General features: G+C 37.1%; 19 protein-coding genes and 1 tRNA gene. 4 read left to right on the top strand and 16 right to left on the bottom strand.

Annotation, left to right across the window (positions count from 1 at the left end; translation table 11 throughout):
- Nucleotides 1–62: 62 nt before the first annotated feature.
- The 7 genes from J2772_RS08990 to J2772_RS08960 all read right to left on the bottom strand — a co-directional run bounded on the left by J2772_RS08990 (nt 63) and on the right by J2772_RS08960 (nt 8,217).
- Nucleotides 63–554 carry a DNA-deoxyinosine glycosylase gene (locus J2772_RS08990; protein WP_209915813.1) on the bottom strand — a complete coding sequence of 164 codons (492 nt, stop codon included), beginning with the start codon at nt 552–554 and terminating at the stop codon, nt 63–65.
- 182 nt (nt 555–736) lie between these two features.
- Nucleotides 737–1,792 (bottom strand): chlorophyllase/cutinase-like alpha/beta fold protein, encoded by a 1,056-nt coding sequence (locus J2772_RS08985; protein WP_209915811.1) that lies wholly within the window; start codon nt 1,790–1,792, stop codon nt 737–739.
- Between the two features lie 198 nt (nt 1,793–1,990).
- On the bottom strand, nt 1,991–3,985 hold the full coding sequence (locus tag J2772_RS08980) for an alpha/beta hydrolase family protein (protein ID WP_209915808.1): 1,995 nt from the start codon (nt 3,983–3,985) through the stop codon (nt 1,991–1,993).
- 279 nt (nt 3,986–4,264) lie between these two features.
- Nucleotides 4,265–4,609 (bottom strand): phage holin family protein, encoded by a 345-nt coding sequence (locus tag J2772_RS08975; RefSeq protein ID WP_209915807.1) that lies wholly within the window; start codon nt 4,607–4,609, stop codon nt 4,265–4,267.
- A 121-nt stretch (nt 4,610–4,730) separates the two neighbouring features.
- Nucleotides 4,731–5,153, bottom strand: coding sequence for a PaaI family thioesterase (locus J2772_RS08970; protein WP_209915804.1), 423 nt, complete (start codon nt 5,151–5,153; stop codon nt 4,731–4,733).
- Nucleotides 5,154–5,241: 88 nt separating this feature from the next.
- A complete protein-coding gene (locus J2772_RS08965; protein ID WP_209915802.1) occupies nt 5,242–6,792 on the bottom strand; it encodes a GMC family oxidoreductase in 1,551 nt (516 codons plus the stop codon).
- A gap of 18 nt (nt 6,793–6,810) precedes the next feature.
- Nucleotides 6,811–8,217, bottom strand: coding sequence for an aldehyde dehydrogenase family protein (locus J2772_RS08960; protein WP_209915801.1), 1,407 nt, complete (start codon nt 8,215–8,217; stop codon nt 6,811–6,813).
- A gap of 99 nt (nt 8,218–8,316) precedes the next feature.
- Between J2772_RS08960 and J2772_RS08955 the strand changes: the two genes are divergently transcribed.
- Both J2772_RS08955 and J2772_RS08950 read left to right on the top strand, forming a co-directional pair.
- Nucleotides 8,317–9,186 carry a helix-turn-helix domain-containing protein gene (locus J2772_RS08955; protein WP_209915798.1) on the top strand — a complete coding sequence of 290 codons (870 nt, stop codon included), beginning with the start codon at nt 8,317–8,319 and terminating at the stop codon, nt 9,184–9,186.
- Nucleotides 9,187–9,200: 14 nt separating this feature from the next.
- Nucleotides 9,201–9,272: transfer RNA gene (locus J2772_RS08950), tRNA-Ala, on the top strand.
- Between the two features lie 107 nt (nt 9,273–9,379).
- Here the strand turns inward: J2772_RS08950 and J2772_RS08945 are convergent.
- The 3 genes from J2772_RS08945 to J2772_RS08935 all read right to left on the bottom strand — a co-directional run bounded on the left by J2772_RS08945 (nt 9,380) and on the right by J2772_RS08935 (nt 13,501).
- Complete coding sequence (locus J2772_RS08945; protein ID WP_209915796.1) at nt 9,380–11,509, bottom strand: type IA DNA topoisomerase; 2,130 nt, start codon at nt 11,507–11,509, stop codon at nt 9,380–9,382.
- Nucleotides 11,510–11,742: 233 nt separating this feature from the next.
- Nucleotides 11,743–12,618: a pirin family protein gene (locus tag J2772_RS08940; protein WP_209915794.1), complete on the bottom strand. Its 876-nt coding sequence runs from the start codon at nt 12,616–12,618 to the stop codon at nt 11,743–11,745.
- Nucleotides 12,619–12,742: 124 nt separating this feature from the next.
- Entirely contained in the window at nt 12,743–13,501 is a 759-nt protein-coding gene (locus J2772_RS08935) for a response regulator transcription factor (RefSeq protein ID WP_209915792.1), read from the bottom strand.
- A 146-nt stretch (nt 13,502–13,647) separates the two neighbouring features.
- Here J2772_RS08935 and J2772_RS08930 point away from each other — a divergent pair, with 146 nt between their 5' ends.
- Complete coding sequence (locus J2772_RS08930; RefSeq protein ID WP_209915790.1) at nt 13,648–14,304, top strand: DUF1349 domain-containing protein; 657 nt, start codon at nt 13,648–13,650, stop codon at nt 14,302–14,304.
- A gap of 47 nt (nt 14,305–14,351) precedes the next feature.
- Here J2772_RS08930 and J2772_RS08925 read toward each other — a convergent pair whose 3' ends face one another.
- The 6 genes from J2772_RS08925 to J2772_RS08900 form a co-directional block, all read right to left on the bottom strand.
- A complete protein-coding gene (locus tag J2772_RS08925; protein WP_209915788.1) occupies nt 14,352–14,936 on the bottom strand; it encodes a Crp/Fnr family transcriptional regulator in 585 nt (194 codons plus the stop codon).
- A gap of 10 nt (nt 14,937–14,946) precedes the next feature.
- The gene (locus J2772_RS08920; protein ID WP_209915786.1) at nt 14,947–15,258 is read right to left on the bottom strand and encodes a hypothetical protein; all 312 of its coding nucleotides are present in this window, start codon (nt 15,256–15,258) and stop codon (nt 14,947–14,949) included.
- An 84-nt stretch (nt 15,259–15,342) separates the two neighbouring features.
- On the bottom strand, nt 15,343–15,690 hold the full coding sequence (locus tag J2772_RS08915) for a hypothetical protein (RefSeq protein ID WP_209915784.1): 348 nt from the start codon (nt 15,688–15,690) through the stop codon (nt 15,343–15,345).
- Between the two features lie 153 nt (nt 15,691–15,843).
- Nucleotides 15,844–16,464: an alpha/beta hydrolase gene (locus J2772_RS08910; protein ID WP_209915782.1), complete on the bottom strand. Its 621-nt coding sequence runs from the start codon at nt 16,462–16,464 to the stop codon at nt 15,844–15,846.
- A gap of 7 nt (nt 16,465–16,471) precedes the next feature.
- The gene (locus J2772_RS08905) at nt 16,472–17,425 is read right to left on the bottom strand and encodes a ring-cleaving dioxygenase (RefSeq protein WP_209915780.1); all 954 of its coding nucleotides are present in this window, start codon (nt 17,423–17,425) and stop codon (nt 16,472–16,474) included.
- Nucleotides 17,426–17,606: 181 nt separating this feature from the next.
- Nucleotides 17,607–18,539, bottom strand: coding sequence for a ring-cleaving dioxygenase (locus tag J2772_RS08900; RefSeq protein WP_209915778.1), 933 nt, complete (start codon nt 18,537–18,539; stop codon nt 17,607–17,609).
- Nucleotides 18,540–19,067: 528 nt separating this feature from the next.
- On the opposite strand from J2772_RS08900, the gene J2772_RS08895 reads away from it, so the two are divergent.
- On the top strand, nt 19,068–20,066 hold the full coding sequence (locus J2772_RS08895; RefSeq protein WP_209915776.1) for an EamA family transporter: 999 nt from the start codon (nt 19,068–19,070) through the stop codon (nt 20,064–20,066).
- The last annotated feature ends 17 nt before the right edge of the window (nt 20,067–20,083 follow it).

Here is a 20,083-nt window from a genome sequence, read left to right as displayed (position 1 = left end):
TTGGCCAGAGCAGTTATTTAAAACTCAATCCCACTCTAAAACCCTGCATCACTCAAATCCCCTCACCTCAAAAACTCTAAAACCCTCTTCCATTCCTCAAACTTCCTTTCAAAAGAAATCGTATGAAGCGGACTTGTAGAAGGCATTAGAAAGATAGGAAGTCTATAGTTTTTTCCTAACAGTTTTTGCAGATTTTTATACGATTTTCCACCATTACAGAAGATTACTTTCACATTTGGATGTTCTTCCAAAAGCTCCTCAATCTGATTGGCTTCTTCATTTTTGATCTCAGAATCCAAACTGCCTTTTCTTTCACAGGAATCTATGACATCCCAAAGAGCAATGTGGTGTTTTTTTACAATCTCGATTCTTTTGGAATAATCCTCGGTAAATTCTTCATTCAGTAATTCAAGGATGATTTTCCAGAATTTATTTTGTGGATGAGCATAATATTGTTGCATTTCCAATGATTTTACTCCCGGAATAGAACCTAAAATTAAAATTTCAGACTGGTCATCAATAAGCGGTGGAAATGATGAAATACGGTTTTGCATATTCAAATATATAAATTCCCGCTATTTTATTTCCTGTTGACTGGGAAGATTGATGCGTCTGTTTCTTTAGGTTTTGGCTAAAGCCATTGGAATGCTTTGTTATAAGGAAAGCGGACTAAAGCCAGCTCCTATTGAATTTTCATATTCTTACTATACAAATCTGAAAGTTTCATATATAAATATTACTGAAGGAGGTCCGCTTTTGTATTTCGTTTTACAGGTGGAGTAAATAGACCTATAAATTGTATATCTTCTTTCAGTTTATATTGTGGTCCTACAAAATAAGATTTAGCTTCACTATCATTGTATCCCATGTATTTTAGCCATGCTACAGAAATACCGGCAAATTCATTTTTTGAAATGTCCATAGTAGGACTGAAATGAGTGGCTGTAGTTGCAGTAGCCGACCAGGCTGGTACATTTTTAATCAGATTACTCTGCCAAAGATTTGGCCAGGTATCTGCAGGAACTACAAAATCTAATCTTCCCGTAAGCGTAAAGGTTGGAACTTTAACCGTTGATCCAATAGCAACTGGCCCTGGCTCAATAGAGAGAGCGGCAACAATTTTCAAATCAGGATCAATCAGCTTCATGGCAGTTTCAGAAATACTGGATGTTAAAAGAGTGGCTCCTCCTCCTGCAGAATGACCTGCAATAATCATTTTTGACAGATCAGCTTTTCCAAAAAGAGGTGACTGTGGATCTTTATTTAATTTAGCAACATTGGCAGCTCCCAAAATATGCATATCCGGCATGCTATTGATAAAATTGGAAGAGATAACAACAATAAAACCATAGCTTGCCCATAATCTGACCATCTGATCGTAATTACCCTGACTGGAAAGAATACCACCTACAAAATTGACAACAGGAAGCTTATTCATATTCGAAATATCTGACGGATAATAGACCGCAGTAGAAACCGGACTTTCGAAGCCATACGGAAAATTGTTACTGCATTTAATACTCTGATCCAGTATCCCTATAGTCTGTAAAATAGGAATTACAAGGCCTGCCAGCTGATTACAATCTCCTACAACAGCGTTAGTACTTACCTGATGATGCCCAAGATTTCCATATTGGATATTGGCAGTACCTTTAGAGGGGAAAATAACGGATTTGTTGGTTGATACTTCACTGATCTTGCCAGTCGGTTCTTTGCTCATTATCTCTTCATCTCTTTGGCAGGAAACCATGAGCAAAGAGATCAATACTGTGCTTACAATACTTTTTCTCATATTTTTTTGGATTTAAATTCAATGTATTGATTTTAAACACCAACGGAACAACCATTTCAAATATAAAGAAAAAACAAGCGCATTCTTTCTTATTTACTATGGCCATCATAACAAGTTTATTATGATAACTATTTGCGGTTCAGACAAAAAAAAACGGAACAAGTCCGTTTTTTTTTATATTGAGAATACATTCTATAATTACAATGTTTCTTTTAACCAGTCGAAGAATTCTCTCTGCCATACCAATCCGTTTTGTGGATGAAGTACCCAGTGGTTTTCGTTCGGGAAATAAACCAGTTTAGATTTTAATCCTTTTAATTTTGCAGCCTGGAAAGCCTCCTGCCCCTGCTCATAAGGTACACGGAAATCAATTCCTCCCTGAACGATCATGATTGGCTTATTCCACTTCTCTACAAAGTTGCTTGGATTAAACTCTGTGTACGCTTTTGGCTGTGGCTTTTCCCATGGAGAACCGATATCCCAGTTCGCAAACCAAAGCTCTTCAGTCGTTAGGTACCATGATTTCATATCGAATAATCCATCATGAGCAATGAATGTTTTGAATCTGTTTTCGTGGATTCCCGCTAACATAAATACGCTGTATCCACCATAACTTGCTCCCACTGCTGCTACTCTGTCTCCATCTACATAGGGTAATGTTTTAGCATAATCTGTTGCTGCAAGATAATCTCTCATGGGCTGCCCACCCCAGTCTCTTGAAATCTCTTCATTCCATTTTGTTCCCCAGCCCGGCATACCTCTTCTGTTGGGAGCTACCACGATATAGTCATTGGCTGTCATGAGAGCAAAGTTCCATCTGGTACTGAAATATTGAGTTAATGCAGATTGCGGTCCACCCTGGCAATATACCAATGTTGGATATTTTTTATTGGGATCAAAATTCGGTGGATAATGGAACCATACGCCCATTTCTTTACCATCCGAAGTTTTTACCATTTTAAGTTCAGATTTCCCTTGTGCTAGCTTAGCATAGGTATCTTTATTGGCTTCAGTAACCTGCTTCATCTCTCCGTTTTTAAGGTTTACAGAGAATAGCTCTGTAGCATGGTTTACATCTGTTCTTCCTACTAATACTGAAGTTTTGTTATCTGTGAAAATTTCATTCACATCAAAATCTCCTTTGGTGATCTGCTGTACTTTTGCAGATTTTGAATCTAAAGAGAAAAGCTGTTTTGTTCCTCTGTAAGCTGCTGTGAAATAGATTGTTTTTGAGTCTGCCCCCCAAAGTACATCTCCTGAAACACTGTCATCCCATCCTGCAGTAAGGTTTGTAGTCTTTCCTGACTTCCAATCTAAGATTTTTACATCATTTTTATCTGCTTCATATCCGTCTCTGGCCATACTCTGCCAGATCAAAGATTTTCCGTCCGGGCTGAATTTTGGATTGATATCATATCCTTTATTTGATTCTGTAAGGTTCTTAGTGGCACCTGTAGCTAAATCATAAGCAAAGATATCTGTATTGGTACTGGTTGCGTACTCTTTACCGCTTTTTGGTTTAGTAACATATAAAAGCTGTGCTGAATCCGGGCTCCAGACAAAATCTTCAGCACCACCGAAAGGTCTTTGAGGAGAATCCCATGTTTTTCCTTCCAACAGATCTTTAGCTGCTTCTACTTTATCTGAAGTATTTACAACAAATACGTGGTTATATTTCCCTTCATTAAAGTAATCCCAGTGTCTGTGGTTAAGATCTGTGTATACCTGAGCAGTAGTTTTAGGAGTGTCAGCATATTTGTCTTTCCCCATTAATTTTTCTACCAATACCTGCTTACTGAAAGCAATTCTTTTTCCATCCGGAGAAATAACGATATTGTCAACTTCACCAATGGTATAGAATTCTGCCCATGTTTTTCCGGCATCTTTTGAAAGATAGATCTTATCTCCTTCCTGAGCATAGATTCCGTTTTTATCCCACTGGATCAATGCTTTTTTACCGAAATCGATTTTAGAAGCCTGGTGATTAAGAACATTCAGAAAATAGTTCTCATTTTTTGTTTTTTCTGTTTTCAGGTCTACCTGTCCTACTTTGTAAATAAGGGATGCCTGATCCGGTGAAACTGCCTGTACTCCCACTTTTTTCAAAGTCCAAAGAATTTCAGGCGTCATTAATTGTTGTGCATTCATTAAAAACGGAGCTGCCAGAGCCAGCAGGCTGTACTTAAGTTTCATATGTTGATTCATTTTTAGCGGATCTAAGAAACCGTAGTGATTTCATCAAATCCTTTCATTAAATTCAAAGATGGCCAAAGTTAATATTTAAAATAAAAATCACCGAAAGAATTAACATTAAAATTGGAGATATAGAGTAAAATATTGAACTGCAGAGAGAATAAACCGTAAAATAAAGGATACTTCCCTCTAATCCCCTAAGCACTACTACTCTCAAACGTAATAAAAAAAGCCCGTCAGCATAACACCAACGGACTTTTCAATTTTATTTTTTAATTATTACTCTCCATCTGAGAACATAGAGTTCGCCAGAGAGGTAACAATAGACAATAGAATACTAAAGACAAAGGCCCACCAGAAACCGTCTACCACCATACTGTCTATAAAATAATCTGCAATCAGGACAATTCCGGCATTAATAACCAATGCAAAGAATCCTAAAGTAAGAATGGTAAGCGGAAGCCCGAACAGGCTTAAAATAGGCTTTACAAATATGTTTAAAACCCCAAGTACAATCGCAAAGATAATCGCAGCCGAAAATCCTTCAAAATGTACTCCCGGTAAAACTTTAGTTAAAAGATATGCCACTATAGCAGTGACAAACAAACGGATAATTAAGTTCATTTCGTTATTTTTTTATTATTGATGGGAGGTATGGAGCAAAAGCTATTCCATTTCGTTGAAAAAAATTTCTTTAAACCCTTTATTCATGGAATATTTTACTCAATACAATCTGAAAAGTTCGTTATTTAATCTTCATCATGGTTACTAATGAAGTCGCTACATGACTTTCTGAACCAGAGCCTTCATTCTGAACATAAATTTCTGTTCTGATGACACTGATCTTTGAACCTCCTTTGATGACATAGGATTTTGAAACCAGAGCATCACCCATAGCCGGACGAAGATAGTTCACTTTTAATTCAACGGTTACCACGTAACAGTCTTCCGGATAATGACTCACCGCAGCATATCCTGAGGAAACATCCACAAGAGAAGCAATCATCGCTCCATTGAACATACCCGCTTTTCTGGTCATCATTTCCATTTTGGGAATTTTAATAGAAACGAAATCAGTTTCTACTTCCAGGAGTTCTGCCTGATAGAATTTCAGTGTTTCTGAACGACTGAAACTGTCTGTCATGAGTTTCTTTTTTTCTGAGGTCATGAATTTTATTTTAAACAAAGGTAATAGAAAAAGAAAACAGCCATCTCAAAATTGATGAAATGACTGTTTCTGGATATAGAATCCCTATTTAAACTAACAATAATTTTCCTTCTACTCCTGATTCTTTCAGGTGGTAATCTTCTTTAATCATATCTGCGGCTTTTTCTCCTATCATAATGGTAGGCGCATTGGTATTTCCGGAAACTACATCCGGCATAATGGAAGCATCCGCCACACGGAGACCTTTTATCCCATACACTTTTAATCTCGGATCAACCACAGAAAGACTGTCTATACCCATTTTACAGGTCCCGGTCATATGATGATAAGTGGAACATGATTTTTTAATATAATCTATTACTTCTTCTTTTGTTTTGCCTTCACCAGGATAAATTTCACCGTCATTCCATTCTTTCATGGCTTCTGTACGTCCCATTTCCCTGCAGATTTCCACACATTTATACAGGGCTTCCAGATCGGATTCTTCGGATAAATATCTTGGATTGATTTCCAGTGGTGAAGCTGGATCTGAAGATGTTAATTTAATATATCCTTTGCTGGCAGGTCTGATAAATCCGGCACAGAATGTAAATGCATTTTCCGGCCCCGTGAAGCCCGGGCTGTAATAAGGAAGTCCCATAAATAAAGGCTGAAGATCAGGAAAAACCATTTCTTCTTTACTTTTCCAGAAGAGCTGTGCTTCCAGTAAATTGGCTTCTGGAGCTGGGATTTCTTTTTTCGCTTTAAAAATAACACTTGTTAAAAGGTGATCCTGAAGGTTCTTCCCTACTCCTTTCAGATCTTTTATCACTGAAATTCCCACAGATTCCAGTTCTTCTTTATCCCCGATCCCAGAAATCATCAGAAGTTTCGCAGATTCTATAGTTCCACAAGATACAATAACTTCTTTGTCTGCCTTTGCTTCCCGTAGTTCTCCGTCCTTCATATATTGCACACCAACGCATTGATCTCCTTCAAAAATTAACTTTTGAGCCAGAGCATCAGTTTGAATATGCAAATTGGTCCGTGATGAGACAGGATCTAAAAATGCTTTGGCAGTAGAACATCTTTTCCCATCTTTTCCTACACTAAGATGATTCAGACCTGCACCCCAGATTTCTTTGTTAAAATCATCTGTCAAAGGATAACCCAATTCTTCACAGGCCCCAATAGCACTTATTGAAATGGCATTTGGGTGTTTGATGCGACTTACAAAAAGTGGTCCCTCACCCCCATGAATACTATCTTCTCCCTCTTCATGAGTTTCTGATTTCTTAAAGTAAGGCAGAACACTTTCCCAATCCCAGCCCACACATCCATTATAGGCCCAATGATCATAATCCTGCTGATGCCCTCTGATATAGATCATCCCATTGATGGAACTTGAACCACCTAAGGTTTTTCCGCGGGGCCAATATCGTGTATTTCCACCTGCACTTTCCTGAGCAACGGTATGATATGCCCAGTCTCGCTCAGTATTCCATATAGCAGGCCACCCGGCTTGCTCTTGTACTTCACTGACTTTATCATCCGGGCCTGCCTCCAACAGTAGTATATTTATATTTTCATTTTCACTTAATCTGTTGGCAATAACAGCTCCTGCTGAACCGGAACCAACAACTATAAAATCGTATTTCATGAGTTTTAATTTAAATGTTTACTTTTTGATACTGATCACTTTAGGAATACTTACTGCTTTCAATCCTTCAATTCCGAATTCTACACCATAACCAGATTGTTTTGCCCCTCCAAAAGGAACAAAGGGGTGAATTGCTCCATGCTGGTTGATCCAGACTGTCCCCGCTTCCAGTTGAGCTGCTACTTTTTGGGCTTGGTCAAGATCATCACTCCAAACTGAAGCTCCCAGCCCATTCTCTGAATCGTTGGCCTTACTGATGGCTTCTTCTAAAGTTTTATAGGTAATGATAGGTAAAACAGGCCCAAATTGCTCTTCGTCAACAATACGATCTCCATTATCAACGTTTCCGACAAGGGTTACAGGAATAAAATAACCTTCCAGATCAGGCTTTTGCCCTTTGAATAGGAAATCTGCCCCCTTATTTTCAGCATCACGAATGAGATCCTGAATTTTATCGTACTGCATTTTATTTTGTACAGGCCCCAGAACAACATTTTCATCCGCTCCATTTCCCATTGGAATATTGGCAGAATAATCTGCCAATGCCTGAACTAATTTTTCATAATCATCTTCATATACATATAATCTTTTTAAGCAGGCACAGGTTTGGCCCATATTCAGAAAAGCTCCCCAGAAAATGTTTTCTATGTGTTTGGCAACATCAAATCCGGGTAAAATAATACCGGCATCATTACCGCCACACTCCAATGTAAGACGGGCCATATTATTGGCGGAAGCTTCAATGACTTTTTTCCCGGTCGCAATGGAACCTGTAAACATAATTTTCCCTATCTCCGGATGACCTGTAAGATAAGCTCCAACGTCTCCTTTCCCTGTAACTACCTGTAAAATTCCCTCAGGAAGTACGCTGTTAATTACTTTTATCATTTCCAGACTGCAATATGTTGTGTATTCCGAAGGTTTTATAACAACAGTATTTCCCATTCTCAAGGATGGAATAATCTGCCAGATGGCAATCATTAACGGCCAGTTCCAAGGAGCAATGGCGGCAACAACTCCTATCGGATTTCTGTAGAGTACATCTTTTCGGGTTTCATCTTCAAAAACAACTTCTTCAGGCAAGTCCAGGGATGCCGGAACCTGCGTCCAACCTACACAAGCCTGCATTTCAAAATTGGCACCAGGGCCGTTAAGTGGCTTTCCTTGCTCTTTAGTAATCCATTCTGCAAGATGTTTTGAATGAGTTTGTAAGGCTTCTGCTACTTTTAATAAAATTTCTTTCCTTTCTGTATCCGGCCTTGCTGACCATAGTTTTTGGGCTTTTTTTGCCTTCTCAATCCTAATGTCTATTTCTTCATGAGAGGTATTCTCAACTTTACCAATAACCTCCAAAGTAGAGGGATTTAAAGACAAGAAATCAATATTTGAGGTATAATTTTCTTTTTCTAATGATATTCTTTCCATTATTTTAAATATTTTGTATTTTACACAATTCGAAAATGACAAAAACATGGTATAATTCATTTACTTATTCTCTATTTTTTTTAACCTAAACTCTATCCTATGGAAAAGATCGAAGAAAGAACTGTTTTCAGCATTCCTTTTGGCGAATTGAATGTATTTGAAACGAATGTAGTATGCCATGATTTTCCTTTCTTTTTTGAAAAACCTGTTATTACGCTTATGCTGAGCGGCAATAAAATTATTCGAAGTGAAGAGGAAACTTTTGAGTTTAATGAAAGAAGTGTATTCATTCCACCCTGTAATAAGGAATTAAGTATTGATATTCATCCTGTTTTCAGGGAACCTACAAAATGTTTAGTATTGAATATTGAGCAGGAATATATCGACAGTGTTTTCCATGAAGTTATTGATAACTGGCATCCTGACTGGGACAGAACAGGAATTATGATGAAGGAAAATGCTGTAAAAAAGTTTGTAAGCTCGGATGAGTCTCTATGGAGAAGTCTTACTAATCTATACAACAGAAGAGTGGATGAAAGTATTTACAACACCTCAGATTTTCTTTTGAGCTTAAGTCTTAAGGAACTGATTTACGAACTCATGAAAACCAACGCAAAACATATCCTGTTCCGCTCCGATAAAACTGATAATGGACAAAACAGGCTTCAGGAAGTGGTGCATTTTATCAGACAAAACTACAGAGAACCTATTACGATCAAGAAACTGTCTGCCTTAGCAGGAATGAGCGAGGCTAACCTGTTTAAAAAATTCAAAAATTCTTACAACTGTACTCCGGTGGAATACATTATTCAATTAAGGATAGAACATGCAAAACAATTATTGATCAGCAATCCTGAAATGGGGATTAAAAATATATGTTTTGAATCTGGGTTTAATACGCTGGAGTATTTTTACAGAAAATTCACCCAGATTACTGGAAAATCTCCGAAGAAATTCACTGTAAATTAATATCTTAGAGATCTGAATATATCGTTTTTTAATCGCGCATTTGACTGGCAGTCAAAAGGTCACGGGTTCGAATCCCGTATTCTCCACTTACAAAAATATTTACTGATTTAAAACAAGATAAGGCAGCTATGTTGAGATTCCTCCTTCGTCGGAATGACAAAGGGTGTGGATAAAAGATTAAATATTAGAATGATTAATTAAGCTGTACCTGGAAATCATCTGTTAATAAAGAAAGTGAGCCTTCAGCTAAGCCTTCCGGATGAGCGCTGAAACCTTTCAACTTTGATGTTTTTCCTTTTAAAACAAGATCCAACAACTGTTTATCAGACAATTTTTTGCCGAAGATTTCAAAAGTGATCTTAAACCCGCAGTTTTTGAAATCAGAGCATCCGACAGCGGTTTTTCCTTTGATCAGGTTGTGCTCTTTACATTTTGGGCATTTTGTTTCTTCCCAGGACTGAAGTTCTTTTTTCTGTGCAGGTTCTCTTTTTTTCTTTTCCTTTACTTCTTCTTTCTCTTCATCCTGTAGGGTAATCACTTTTCCTTTTCCATAAACGACTTTATCGGTAAGTTCTGTGACCATCTGGATCAGTTCTTCCTTGAAAAGATTAGCTTCATACTCTCCTTTTTCAATTCTACGAAGTTTGGATTCCCATTCACCAGTTAGCTCCGGGCTTTTCAGAAGTTCGTCTTCAATAGTATCGATAAGCTGAATTCCTGTTTGGGTAGCAATCAGGTTTTTTCGCTTCTTTTCAATGTATTTTCTTTTGAAAAGGGTTTCGATGATGTTCGCACGGGTGGATGGTCTTCCGATCCCGTTATTTTTAAGCATTTCACGTAATTCTTCATCTTCAACCTGTTTTCCGGCTGTTTCCATGGCTCTCAGCAAGGTTGCTTCTGTGTAAGGCTTTGGCGGAGTGGTTTTTCCCTGATGAATCATCGGATCGTGCGGTCCGGTTTCTCCTACAATAAATTCAGGAATGGTTTGTTCTTCCTCTTTTTCTTTTTCCTTATCTGTAGATTCTTCTTTGGGTTCTTTAGCATAAACCGCTCTCCAACCCGGTTCCAGAATTTGTCTTCCACTGGTTTTGAAAGGAATGGTTCCTACTTTTCCTTCTACCAAGGTATTTGAAATTTTACATTCAGGATAAAAAACAGCGATAAAACGTTTGGCAATCAGGTCATAGATCAGTTTTTCTTCCCTGCTCAGATTTTGAGAAGGTGGAATTTCTGTAGGAATGATCGCATGGTGATCGGTTACTTTTGTATCATCAAATACTGCTTTTGACTTTGGAATCGGAGCTTCCAGTAAAGGAGCAATTAATTCCTGATAAGGATACATTTTTTTCAGAATCCCTTCTATTTTCGGATATAAACTATCTGATAAGTAGGTGGTATCAACACGCGGATAGGTTACATGCTTCTTTTCATAAAGACTCTGCACATAATTCAGTGTATTTTCTGCAGAGTATCCGTATTTTTTATTGGCTTCTACCTGCAATCCGGTCAAATCGAAAAGTCTTGGATTCTTTTCTTTTCCTTCTTTAATTTCGAAAGAAACAATTTCAAACGGGTTTACTTTAAGGTATTCCAGCCCTTTTTCTGCCCGTTCTAACGTTTTCAGACGATCAATCGCAGCATTGAAAATTACATCACGGTATTTCGTTTTCAGTTCCCAATATTCTTCCGTGGTAAAGGCATCAATCTCTTTCTGGCGCTGCACCAGCATAGCCAATGTAGGAGTCTGTACCCTTCCAATGGAAAGAACCGCTTTATTACCGCCGAATTTCTTGGTAAAAAGCCTTGTGGCATTAATTCCCAATAACCAATCCCCTATGGCTCTGGCATTTCCGGCCAGATATAGGTTTTTATAATCTTCGGCTGGTTTAAGGTTTTCAAAACCTTCTTTGATGGCATCCTCCGTTAATGAGGAAATCCATAAACGCTGAACGGGTTTGTTGCATTTTGCTTTCTGCAATACCCAACGCTGGATCAATTCTCCCTCCTGCCCGGCATCCCCACAGTTAATGACCTCATCACATTCTTCTACTAATCTTTCAATCACTTTAAACTGATTTTCAACTCCTTTATTCGGAATCAGCTTTATTCCAAAACTACTGGGAATAATGGGTAATGAAAATAAATTCCAGGATTTGAATTGCGGACTGTAATCGTGAGGTTCCTTTAAGGTACAAAGATGTCCGAACGTCCACGTTACGCAATACCCGTTCCCTTCCATATAGCCCTGTTTAGATGTGGTAGCACCTAATACTTTGGCAATATCTCTGGCAACACTTGGTTTTTCGGCAATACATAATTTCATGAACTCGGGTTTAATGAAGGAGTGCAAAAATCGGGATTTTTTTTGGATTTAGCTAATTTTGTTTAAAGCCGGAAGATGAAAGAAGAAAGTTATGAAGCTCATAAATAGTAACTGTTTTTCCCTATTTTTATCATTCTTAAGATATTTTTATGTAAAAAGCCCCCTAAAAAAAGGGGGCCGGATCAACAATATTAATGAAACCAGTTCATTATTTTTTTGAGTCTGAAATTATTTTACATTGTCATAGGAACTTCCATAAGAAGAATTTCAGTGTTTTCTTGTATCGCTTTTATATTCAGATCTTTGATTTCCCACACTCCGAAACCGTCTCTTTCTTCTACTTGCTGGCCTTCAATCTCAGCACTTCCTTTAAGGATAAAGGCATATACGCCGTTTCCTTTTTTTCGGATCTGATAATTCACTTCTTTATCCTGATCGAAAGTTCCCAGATGAAACCATGCATCCTGATGGATCCATACACCTTCATCATCAGCATTTGGAGAAAGAATCTGTTGGAATTGATTCCGGCTTTTTGTTTTGTCTAAAGTAATCTGATCATATCTTGGCGTTACATTTCTTTTTTTCGGGTATACCCAGATCTGAAGAAATTTCACTAACTGATCACTGTTTTTATTGAATTCACTATGCATGATTCCTGTTCCGGCGCTCATCACCTGAATGTCACCACTTTTAATGATAGCCGTATTTCCCATACTGTCTTTATGCTCCAGATCGCCTTCTAAAGGAATACTGATGATTTCCATATTATCATGCGGATGGGTTCCGAAACCTCGCCCTGCTTCTACTCTATCATCATTTAAAACTCTTAATACCCCAAAATGCATTCTTTCCGGATTATAATAATTAGCAAAACTGAAGGTATGCTGGCTCAATAACCAACCGTGATCTGCCTTCCCTCGTGAATCTGCTTTATGAATGACAGAATTTTCTTTAATTTTCGAGTCTGTATTGGGTAGATGATTATATCCTATGGGCTCTAGTGGCTCAATTTCGTCAATTTCGTTTTCCATGGTATTTCCCAGAGAAGCAGATGCTACAAACATTCCTGTTCCGAGTAACCCTTTTTTTAAAAAATCTTTTCTGTTCATATCTCAATTGTTATTTGTTTGTTTTGATATGACAAATTTAGAGCAACGAAAGGAGCCATACATTTAACTAGTTTAATAAATGACTTGAAGAAAAATATTTTTCCTGATGCAATTCTATTTTTATTTAAACCAATTCCATTGCTTTGGCCAGTCTGTAAGCTTCAATTGAGTTCTTTACCTGCAGCTTCTGAAGAATATTTTGCCGATGTCTGTTGACCGTGTTTAAGCTGATTTCAAGTGACTCTGCGATTTCTTTACTCATTTTTCCATGAGCGATCAGCAAAAGCACCTCCTTCTCCCTTGCAGATAATACATCTCTATATTTAAATTCATTGTAATACAGTGTAGTACCATTCATAGAATTAACAATGACCCCATTCTCGTGAAGCAGGGCATTCACATTGTTTCCGGATATATTATAAATACAAAGTGCCAGTCTCGCATTATCTTCCTCTACAGCATAGAACATCCGGTGCAATACCGTGAGATATTCTTCTGAATGGCTGCGCATTCTAAGGTTAACAACCATATAATAATCCATCCATTCAGCTATTGGAATCTCTTTCAAAAAATGAAAAAAATAATGTTCCAGAACCAGCTTTTTTCTGACATCTTCAGAGTGTACTTTATTAAGGATCTCATCCTCCCAGATAGAAGAGATCTCTGTTTCTTCCCCACTACGATCATCCCCGATCAGCGAACTCATACCGCCATAGTGAATCACACTTCTTCTGGTTTTAAGGTCTGTCAAAACACAGATCGCATTTTCAATTTCAGAATACATTTTTGCAATGGACCGGTACTTTAACCAGATTCCTGAGACATCTTCATTTTCAAAAGACTGGTTTAATAATGCTTTATCAAGCTTAGCTTTAATATTCATTGTATGGTTATTTCTAACTATTGAATTCTGTTTTGGGGGAAATTACCTTTGTAAATATAGATTTTTTAATGGTCATTCAATGAAACGGGACATCAGTTTCAAGCAATAACCTTCTGTTTTATACTAAACTTTATTATACTTTTTTAATGAAAAAATTATTACTAGCGGCCTCTCTGTCTTTCATGACAGGGTTCCTGCACTATGTCAACGCACAGCGTTTAGAAAAAATGAATTGGTTCAATGAGCCTGAAAAATGGGAAATAAAGGACAATTCATTATCGATGTTCGTTACTCCGCAAAGTGACTATTGGCGAATTTCTCATTATGGATTTACAGTGGATGATGCTCCGTTTTATTATTCTACCTATGGTGGGGAATTTGAAGTTAAAGTCAAAATTACAGGTGATTATAAAGCCCGGTTTGATCAGATGGGTCTGATGCTTCGTACAGATCATCAAAATTATATCAAATTTGGAATTGAATACGTAGATGGAAAGTATAACTTAAGTACTGTAGTTACCCACACCACAAGTGACTGGAGTGTAATAGAACTTAAAGAAAAGCCACAGGCTGTATGGATCAAAGCAATCAGACGTTTGGATGCTGTTGAAATCTTCTATTCTTTTGATGACAAGAATTATATCATGATGAGAAATGCTCATCTGCAGGACAATACTCCCGTTATGGTAGGCTTAATGGCCGCCTGTCCGGATGGAAATGGTTTCAATGCAAAATTCGAACACTTTCAGATCAAACATCTTCCTGATCAGAGAAGACTGGACTGGCTGAATAAAAATAAATAAGGTCTACCCCTTGTCAAGGTTTAAAACCTTGGTAAGGGTTGACATTTCTACTTTTCTTTTGAGGCCAGACGTTTTCTGATGGTACTTACAAATTCTTTTGAAACACCGAGATAAGAAGCGATATAATATTGCGCTACCCTTTGCGGAATAGAAGGATATACTTTAATAAATTCAATATATCGATCGGATGCAGATTTGGAGATGGTGTCTACCAATCGGCTTTGAAATGTAGTAAGATTTCTTTGTACCAGCATTCTGAAAACCCTTTCAAACTTAGGAACTTCATTTAATAATTTTTCTTTTGTTGCCGGATTCAGCATATAAATTTCTGAATCCTCCAGCGTTTCAATATAAACTTTGGAAGGTTTCTGCTCCTGAAATGAGGCAATATCACTGATCCACCAATCTTCAATAGCAAACAGCAATGTGACTTCAGTTCCATTATCATCCAAACAGTACATCCTCAAACATCCTTTGTGAATATAACCTTCAAACTGACAGATTTCGCCTTCTCTTAATAAAACAGTCTTCTTGGGAAATTTCTGACACACCAGTAAATCTGTAAAAATTATCTCTTCTTCCGGTGTGAGGGTGATGAATCTTGTAATGTTTTTGATAACGTTTTCAAACATGGAGTAAGGTTTACTCCTGCAAATTAGGAAAAAGACTGTAAACTTCGTTCTTTAAAAGTCCACTTCCGCCTCCATAATGATCAATTACTTTAACATTTTTATCTAAACCAGTACAAAATACTTTAATATCTTTCTCAAACTGGTCCTCTAATCCTGAACTCAATAACACAATATCAACATGATTTTCTCTGATATATTCATAACAGAAGTTCTCATCACTCTGAATTTCGGCCGTCCAGCCTTGATTGTTTTCAATAATTCTTTTTAATACCTCCAGAATTTCCTGATTCTTCCCTATGACTAAAAAATGCAGTGTTTTCATTATAATATAAGGTTTATGGTTCTAAGTTTAAAGTTAAGCCGTAAAGCATCGAGAAGCTACTATATATCATTAACTTTTGAGTCTTCAGACATAAATAAACAGAGATTTTCTCACTTTAAGTTCCAAATTTTTCGTTTTATGTCCTTTTCCGTTAACATCTTCTACCAGAAGAATTTCACCTGTCTGAAATTTTCTTTTTTCACCCAGTGATGTTTCTATTTCTACTCCGCCATCTAAAAGTACAATATATTGTTTTTGCGGAGCACAATGAAAATCATAATCGTAATCTGCAGAAACCTCTCTGAACTGTAATTTTTTAACCTCTAGCGTTTCAGAAAGAAAACCGATATCTCCCTGATCAACAAGAGGAATTTCTATGATTTCAAAATGAGTTTCTCCTTTTTCATCGCTGAAGATTCGTGTGATATTCATTGTTTTTATTTTTTTAGATAATATACTTTGATTAGATTCCTACGGAATGACAAAGTTTGCGGGTAGTTAAAGCGTTCTATTTGTCATTCCGTAGGAATCTCATCTTACTTAAATACTAACAATATAAAATTTCCCTGTTCAGGATTAAAACATTTATTTAAAAATGATTGAATTAGCCAGTTCAATTTCCTCCTGATTAATAGAGTGTCCGAAATTGGCATATACTTTTTCCGTTACCTCAGCATTCATTTCTCTTAAAATATTAGCTGTAGCATATACTCTTTCTACAGGAACATGAAAATCCGGATTACTGGTTCCCAATACAACAGGAGTTCCTGCAAAATCACCTTTGTAATTTTCACGATTGATCTTGTCTCCAATCACTCCGCCAATAATAGCAACCGCACCTCCAAACTTCTGGGCATTTCTGGCTAAAAATTCCAGCGTAAGACAAGCCCCTTGCGAAAATCCGAAAAAGTAAATATTTTCAGGGGCAATGCCTGCATCGGTAACTGCTTGTACTGTTTCTTCAATCATTTCCAAAGCTGATGAAAGCCATGGTTCATTCTGATCTACAGGTGCCATAAATGACAATGGGTACCAAGTGTGATTCAAAGCTTGGGGAGCCAGTATTGCATAGTCTTTTACATTCAAATGTTGTGAAAGGCTCAAAATATCCTGAGCGCTTCCACCTCTCCCATGTACCATAATTAAAGCCTTTTTAGCTTGTCTTAATGGGATACCTGCTGTTTTTATATTTAAAATATGACTCATTATTTTTCTATCTGAATTTTTCTGTTGGGTAATTGATTTTAGGAAGAACATTCAGCAAGCGTTCTCTTCTTTTTTCAAACTGTGGGGGTAACTGCAGATCTTCTCCTAAAAATTCTGCTTCCTCATCAACATCGAATCCCGGACCTGAAGTGGCAATTTCAAACAACACGCCTCCCGGTTCTTTAAAATAGACTGAAGTAAAATATTTTCTGTCTTTCACTTCAGTATGTTCCAGTCCGAAAGCATTGAGTCTTTCAACCATTTCAAGCTGAGTCTGGGCATCCGGAGTTGCAAAAGCCACATGGTGAACGGTACCTCTCCCCGCTAGTCCTTTTAATGCACTAGGAGTAGAAAGAAGGTCTACATATTTTCCCGGAAGATCTTCTGTACCTAATCTCAATCGGTCAGGGCTTTCTGAAATGATTTTATGATCCATCTGAGTAGTTAACAGAGCAGCTGTTCTTTCATAAGCATCCTGCCAGATTTCAACGTGGTGAATTCCTTTTAAAGCATAGTCTTTAGGAATATATCCGTTGTAGTATCCTTTTCTTTCATCCTTATCATTAAAAACCAACTCAAGTCCCAATCCGTCAAAGTCTTCAAGATAAATAAAAACTTCACCAGACAGTCTTTGCTGCGGCGGTTTATAAGCAATATTAAACTGATCCAAACGGTTCATCCAGTAATCCAATGCATCCATAGACACTGAAAAAGCTGTGGTATTCAGCATTCCTTTACCATGTCTTCCATTAATCAGATCCTTACCATAGGGAAAAGTGGTCATAATGGTTCCCGGGGTTCCGTATTCATCCCCGAAATAAAAGTGATATACATCTGAATAATCAAAGTTCACCGTTTTTTTAACCAGACGAAGCCCTAAAACTCCGGTATAAAAGTCTATATTTTCTTGTGCATTGCCTGTGATCGCCGTAACATGATGCAGTCCTGTGATAAGTGCCATTTTTTTAGTGTTTTTAAAATTATATTTAATTAAGATCAGAAGATAGATAGAATAAAAAGCTAAGGATATACTTGGCCATTAATGCCTTCTCGATATCTCAAAATATCAACACCTTGAATCCAGCACCTCTTAACTTTTTATAACCACAAAATTAATCTTTTGAGAAAAATTGAGTCATGATCTATGATAACTTCGGTAATGCCTCTTCTATTTTACTACGCATTCCTTCGTACTGAGCAGGAAGTTTTACATTTTTTCCTAATTCATCCAAAGATTCATCTATTGTAAATCCGGGATTATCTGTTGCAATTTCAAACAAAACACCTCCGGGTTCACGGAAATACAGTGAGTAGAAATAATCTCTGTTGATTTTCGGAGTAATGCTCAATCCTGCTGATAAAGCTTTTTCACGATATTCCATTAAAATATTATCATCTTTCACTCTGAAGGCAATGTGATGGTTGGTTCCGGCAGCATTTCTTCCGGTTGGTATTTTATCATTCTCAATAATATCAATAAGATTGGCTGTATCAATTGCATCTGTAGCCAATCTGTATCTTTCACCTTCCTGTTTTTGGAGATCATATCCCAGAAGATCCGTAAGAACTTTGATGGTAGGCTCTGCTCTTTTTAAGGTTAAAGTAACATTATGGAATCCTTTTAAGGCATTTTCATCCTTGATATCATCGGTAGTCCATACTTTTCGGTTATCATCTACGGATGGCTCTATAAATTGTAACTGAAGCCCGTCCGGATCTTTAAAAGAAATCATTTTCTCACCAAAGATCTCGCCTTCTGCCACATTCATGTTGAAGCTTTTTAAACGATTTTTCCAGAATTCCAAACTTCCTTTAGGAACTGAATATCCTATGTGAGTAGCCATTCCGCTTCCGTTGGTACCCTGTCCTATTCCTTCCCAAGGGAAGAAAGTAAGAATAGTTCCCGGAGTTCCGGTTTCGTTTCCAAAATAAAAATGATAAGTTCCCGGATCATCAAAATTAACGGTTTTCTTTACCAGTCTTACTCCTAAAACCTGAGTATAAAAATCTAAATTTCTTTTTGCATTGTCTGCAATAGCAGTGATATGATGCAGACCTAATATTCTATTGTCCATGTCTTTAATTTTAATGCTAAATTACACCGACTGAGAATCCTGCACATTTAACTAGTTTAATAAATGCAGCCTGAAAATATTTTTTACACAATCCTCAAAATATTCAAATTATTCTACCTTTTCCATAACATTAAAAACTTGTCATTTCAATTAAAAATGAATTAAAAAATGAAACAATCCATTTTAAATAGGTTAAAACATAAAAAAATAAAAATCACAAACAACTGATAAACAACAAAATAAATCATTAACAATAATTTAATATTCAAAAACTCTACTTTTTTAGTGGACTAATATAAATTATATTATATATTTGCAAACGTATTCAGGAAATAAAACAAAATGAGCACAGAAACAAAGAATAACGCAACTATAAAACACATCATAAAAAACATGATGAAGGATATCTGTATGCCTGTGCATCAAGAATACTGTGGGTGACCTTACTTTTAATATGACATACTTTTTAAAGGCCCTACCGAGTTGTAGGGCCTTTTTTATTTAAACCAAAACATTAAAAAAATAAAAATGAGCAATTCTAAAAACAAATGGTTGGTTCCATTGGCATTTACAAACATCTATGTAATATGGGGGATTACGTTTTTAGCTATTTCATTTGGCTTGAAAGGTTTTCCACCGTTCATTCTTTCAGGATTGAGATTTCTGGTAGCAGGAATTCTGATGATTGGATATCTCCTATCCAAAGGAGAAAAAGCAAATTCTCTCATCAATTGGAAGAAAAACGCAATCACCGGAGTTCTTATTCTTACCGGAGGAACAGGTCTTGTAGCTTGGGGAGAACAATATGTAACCGCTTCTGAAGCTGCGATCTCTATTGCCACCGGGCCTTTCTGGTTCATTGCCATCGATAAAAAAAACTGGAAATATTATTTTTCGGATAAGTTTATTCCGATAGGTTTGGTGATTGGATTTATAGGATTGGTATTTTTCTTAAAAGGAAGTGTTCATTCACATGCTGCACATGCTGGTGTTGATGGTCATCTTCGCATTACAGCTTTTGTGGTATTGGGACTAAGTTCTATTGCATGGGTTTTAGGATCTTTATATTCTAAGAAAAATCCGGCTTCGCAATCTACTTTTATGAATATTGCCCAACAACTTATTGTGGCAGGAACAGCCGCTTTTCTTATTGCCTTATTCAGAGGGGAATGGACTGATTTCTCGGTATCTACAGTACCGGTCTCAGCCTGGGCAGGCGTTCTGTTTTTGATCTTCTTTGGATCGATAGTCGCTTATTTGTCGTACATTTGGCTGTTGTCCGTGAAACCCGCAGCATTGGTGAGCACCCATACTTACATTAACCCTATTGTTACGGTTATTGCAGGGTGGATTGTGGCCAATCAAAGTATCAATGGAGGCCAGTTATATGGTTTGGCAATCATATTGCTGGGAGTATTGCTGACCAATGTCACCAAGTATTTCAAGCTTTCAAAACGATCTAAGGTCAAAATCAGAAGAGTTAGAAGATTTTTTAACAGGGCAGGAAAAAGATATCAGCCTATTTAAACAGTATACAACATCAG

Source organism: Chryseobacterium jejuense (genome assembly GCF_017877355.1).
In the GTDB taxonomy this organism is placed as follows: Bacteria; Bacteroidota; Bacteroidia; order Flavobacteriales; family Weeksellaceae; genus Chryseobacterium; species Chryseobacterium jejuense_A.
The sequence above is the reverse complement of the archived record's forward strand: the minus strand, read 5'-3'. Positions and strand labels throughout refer to the sequence as shown.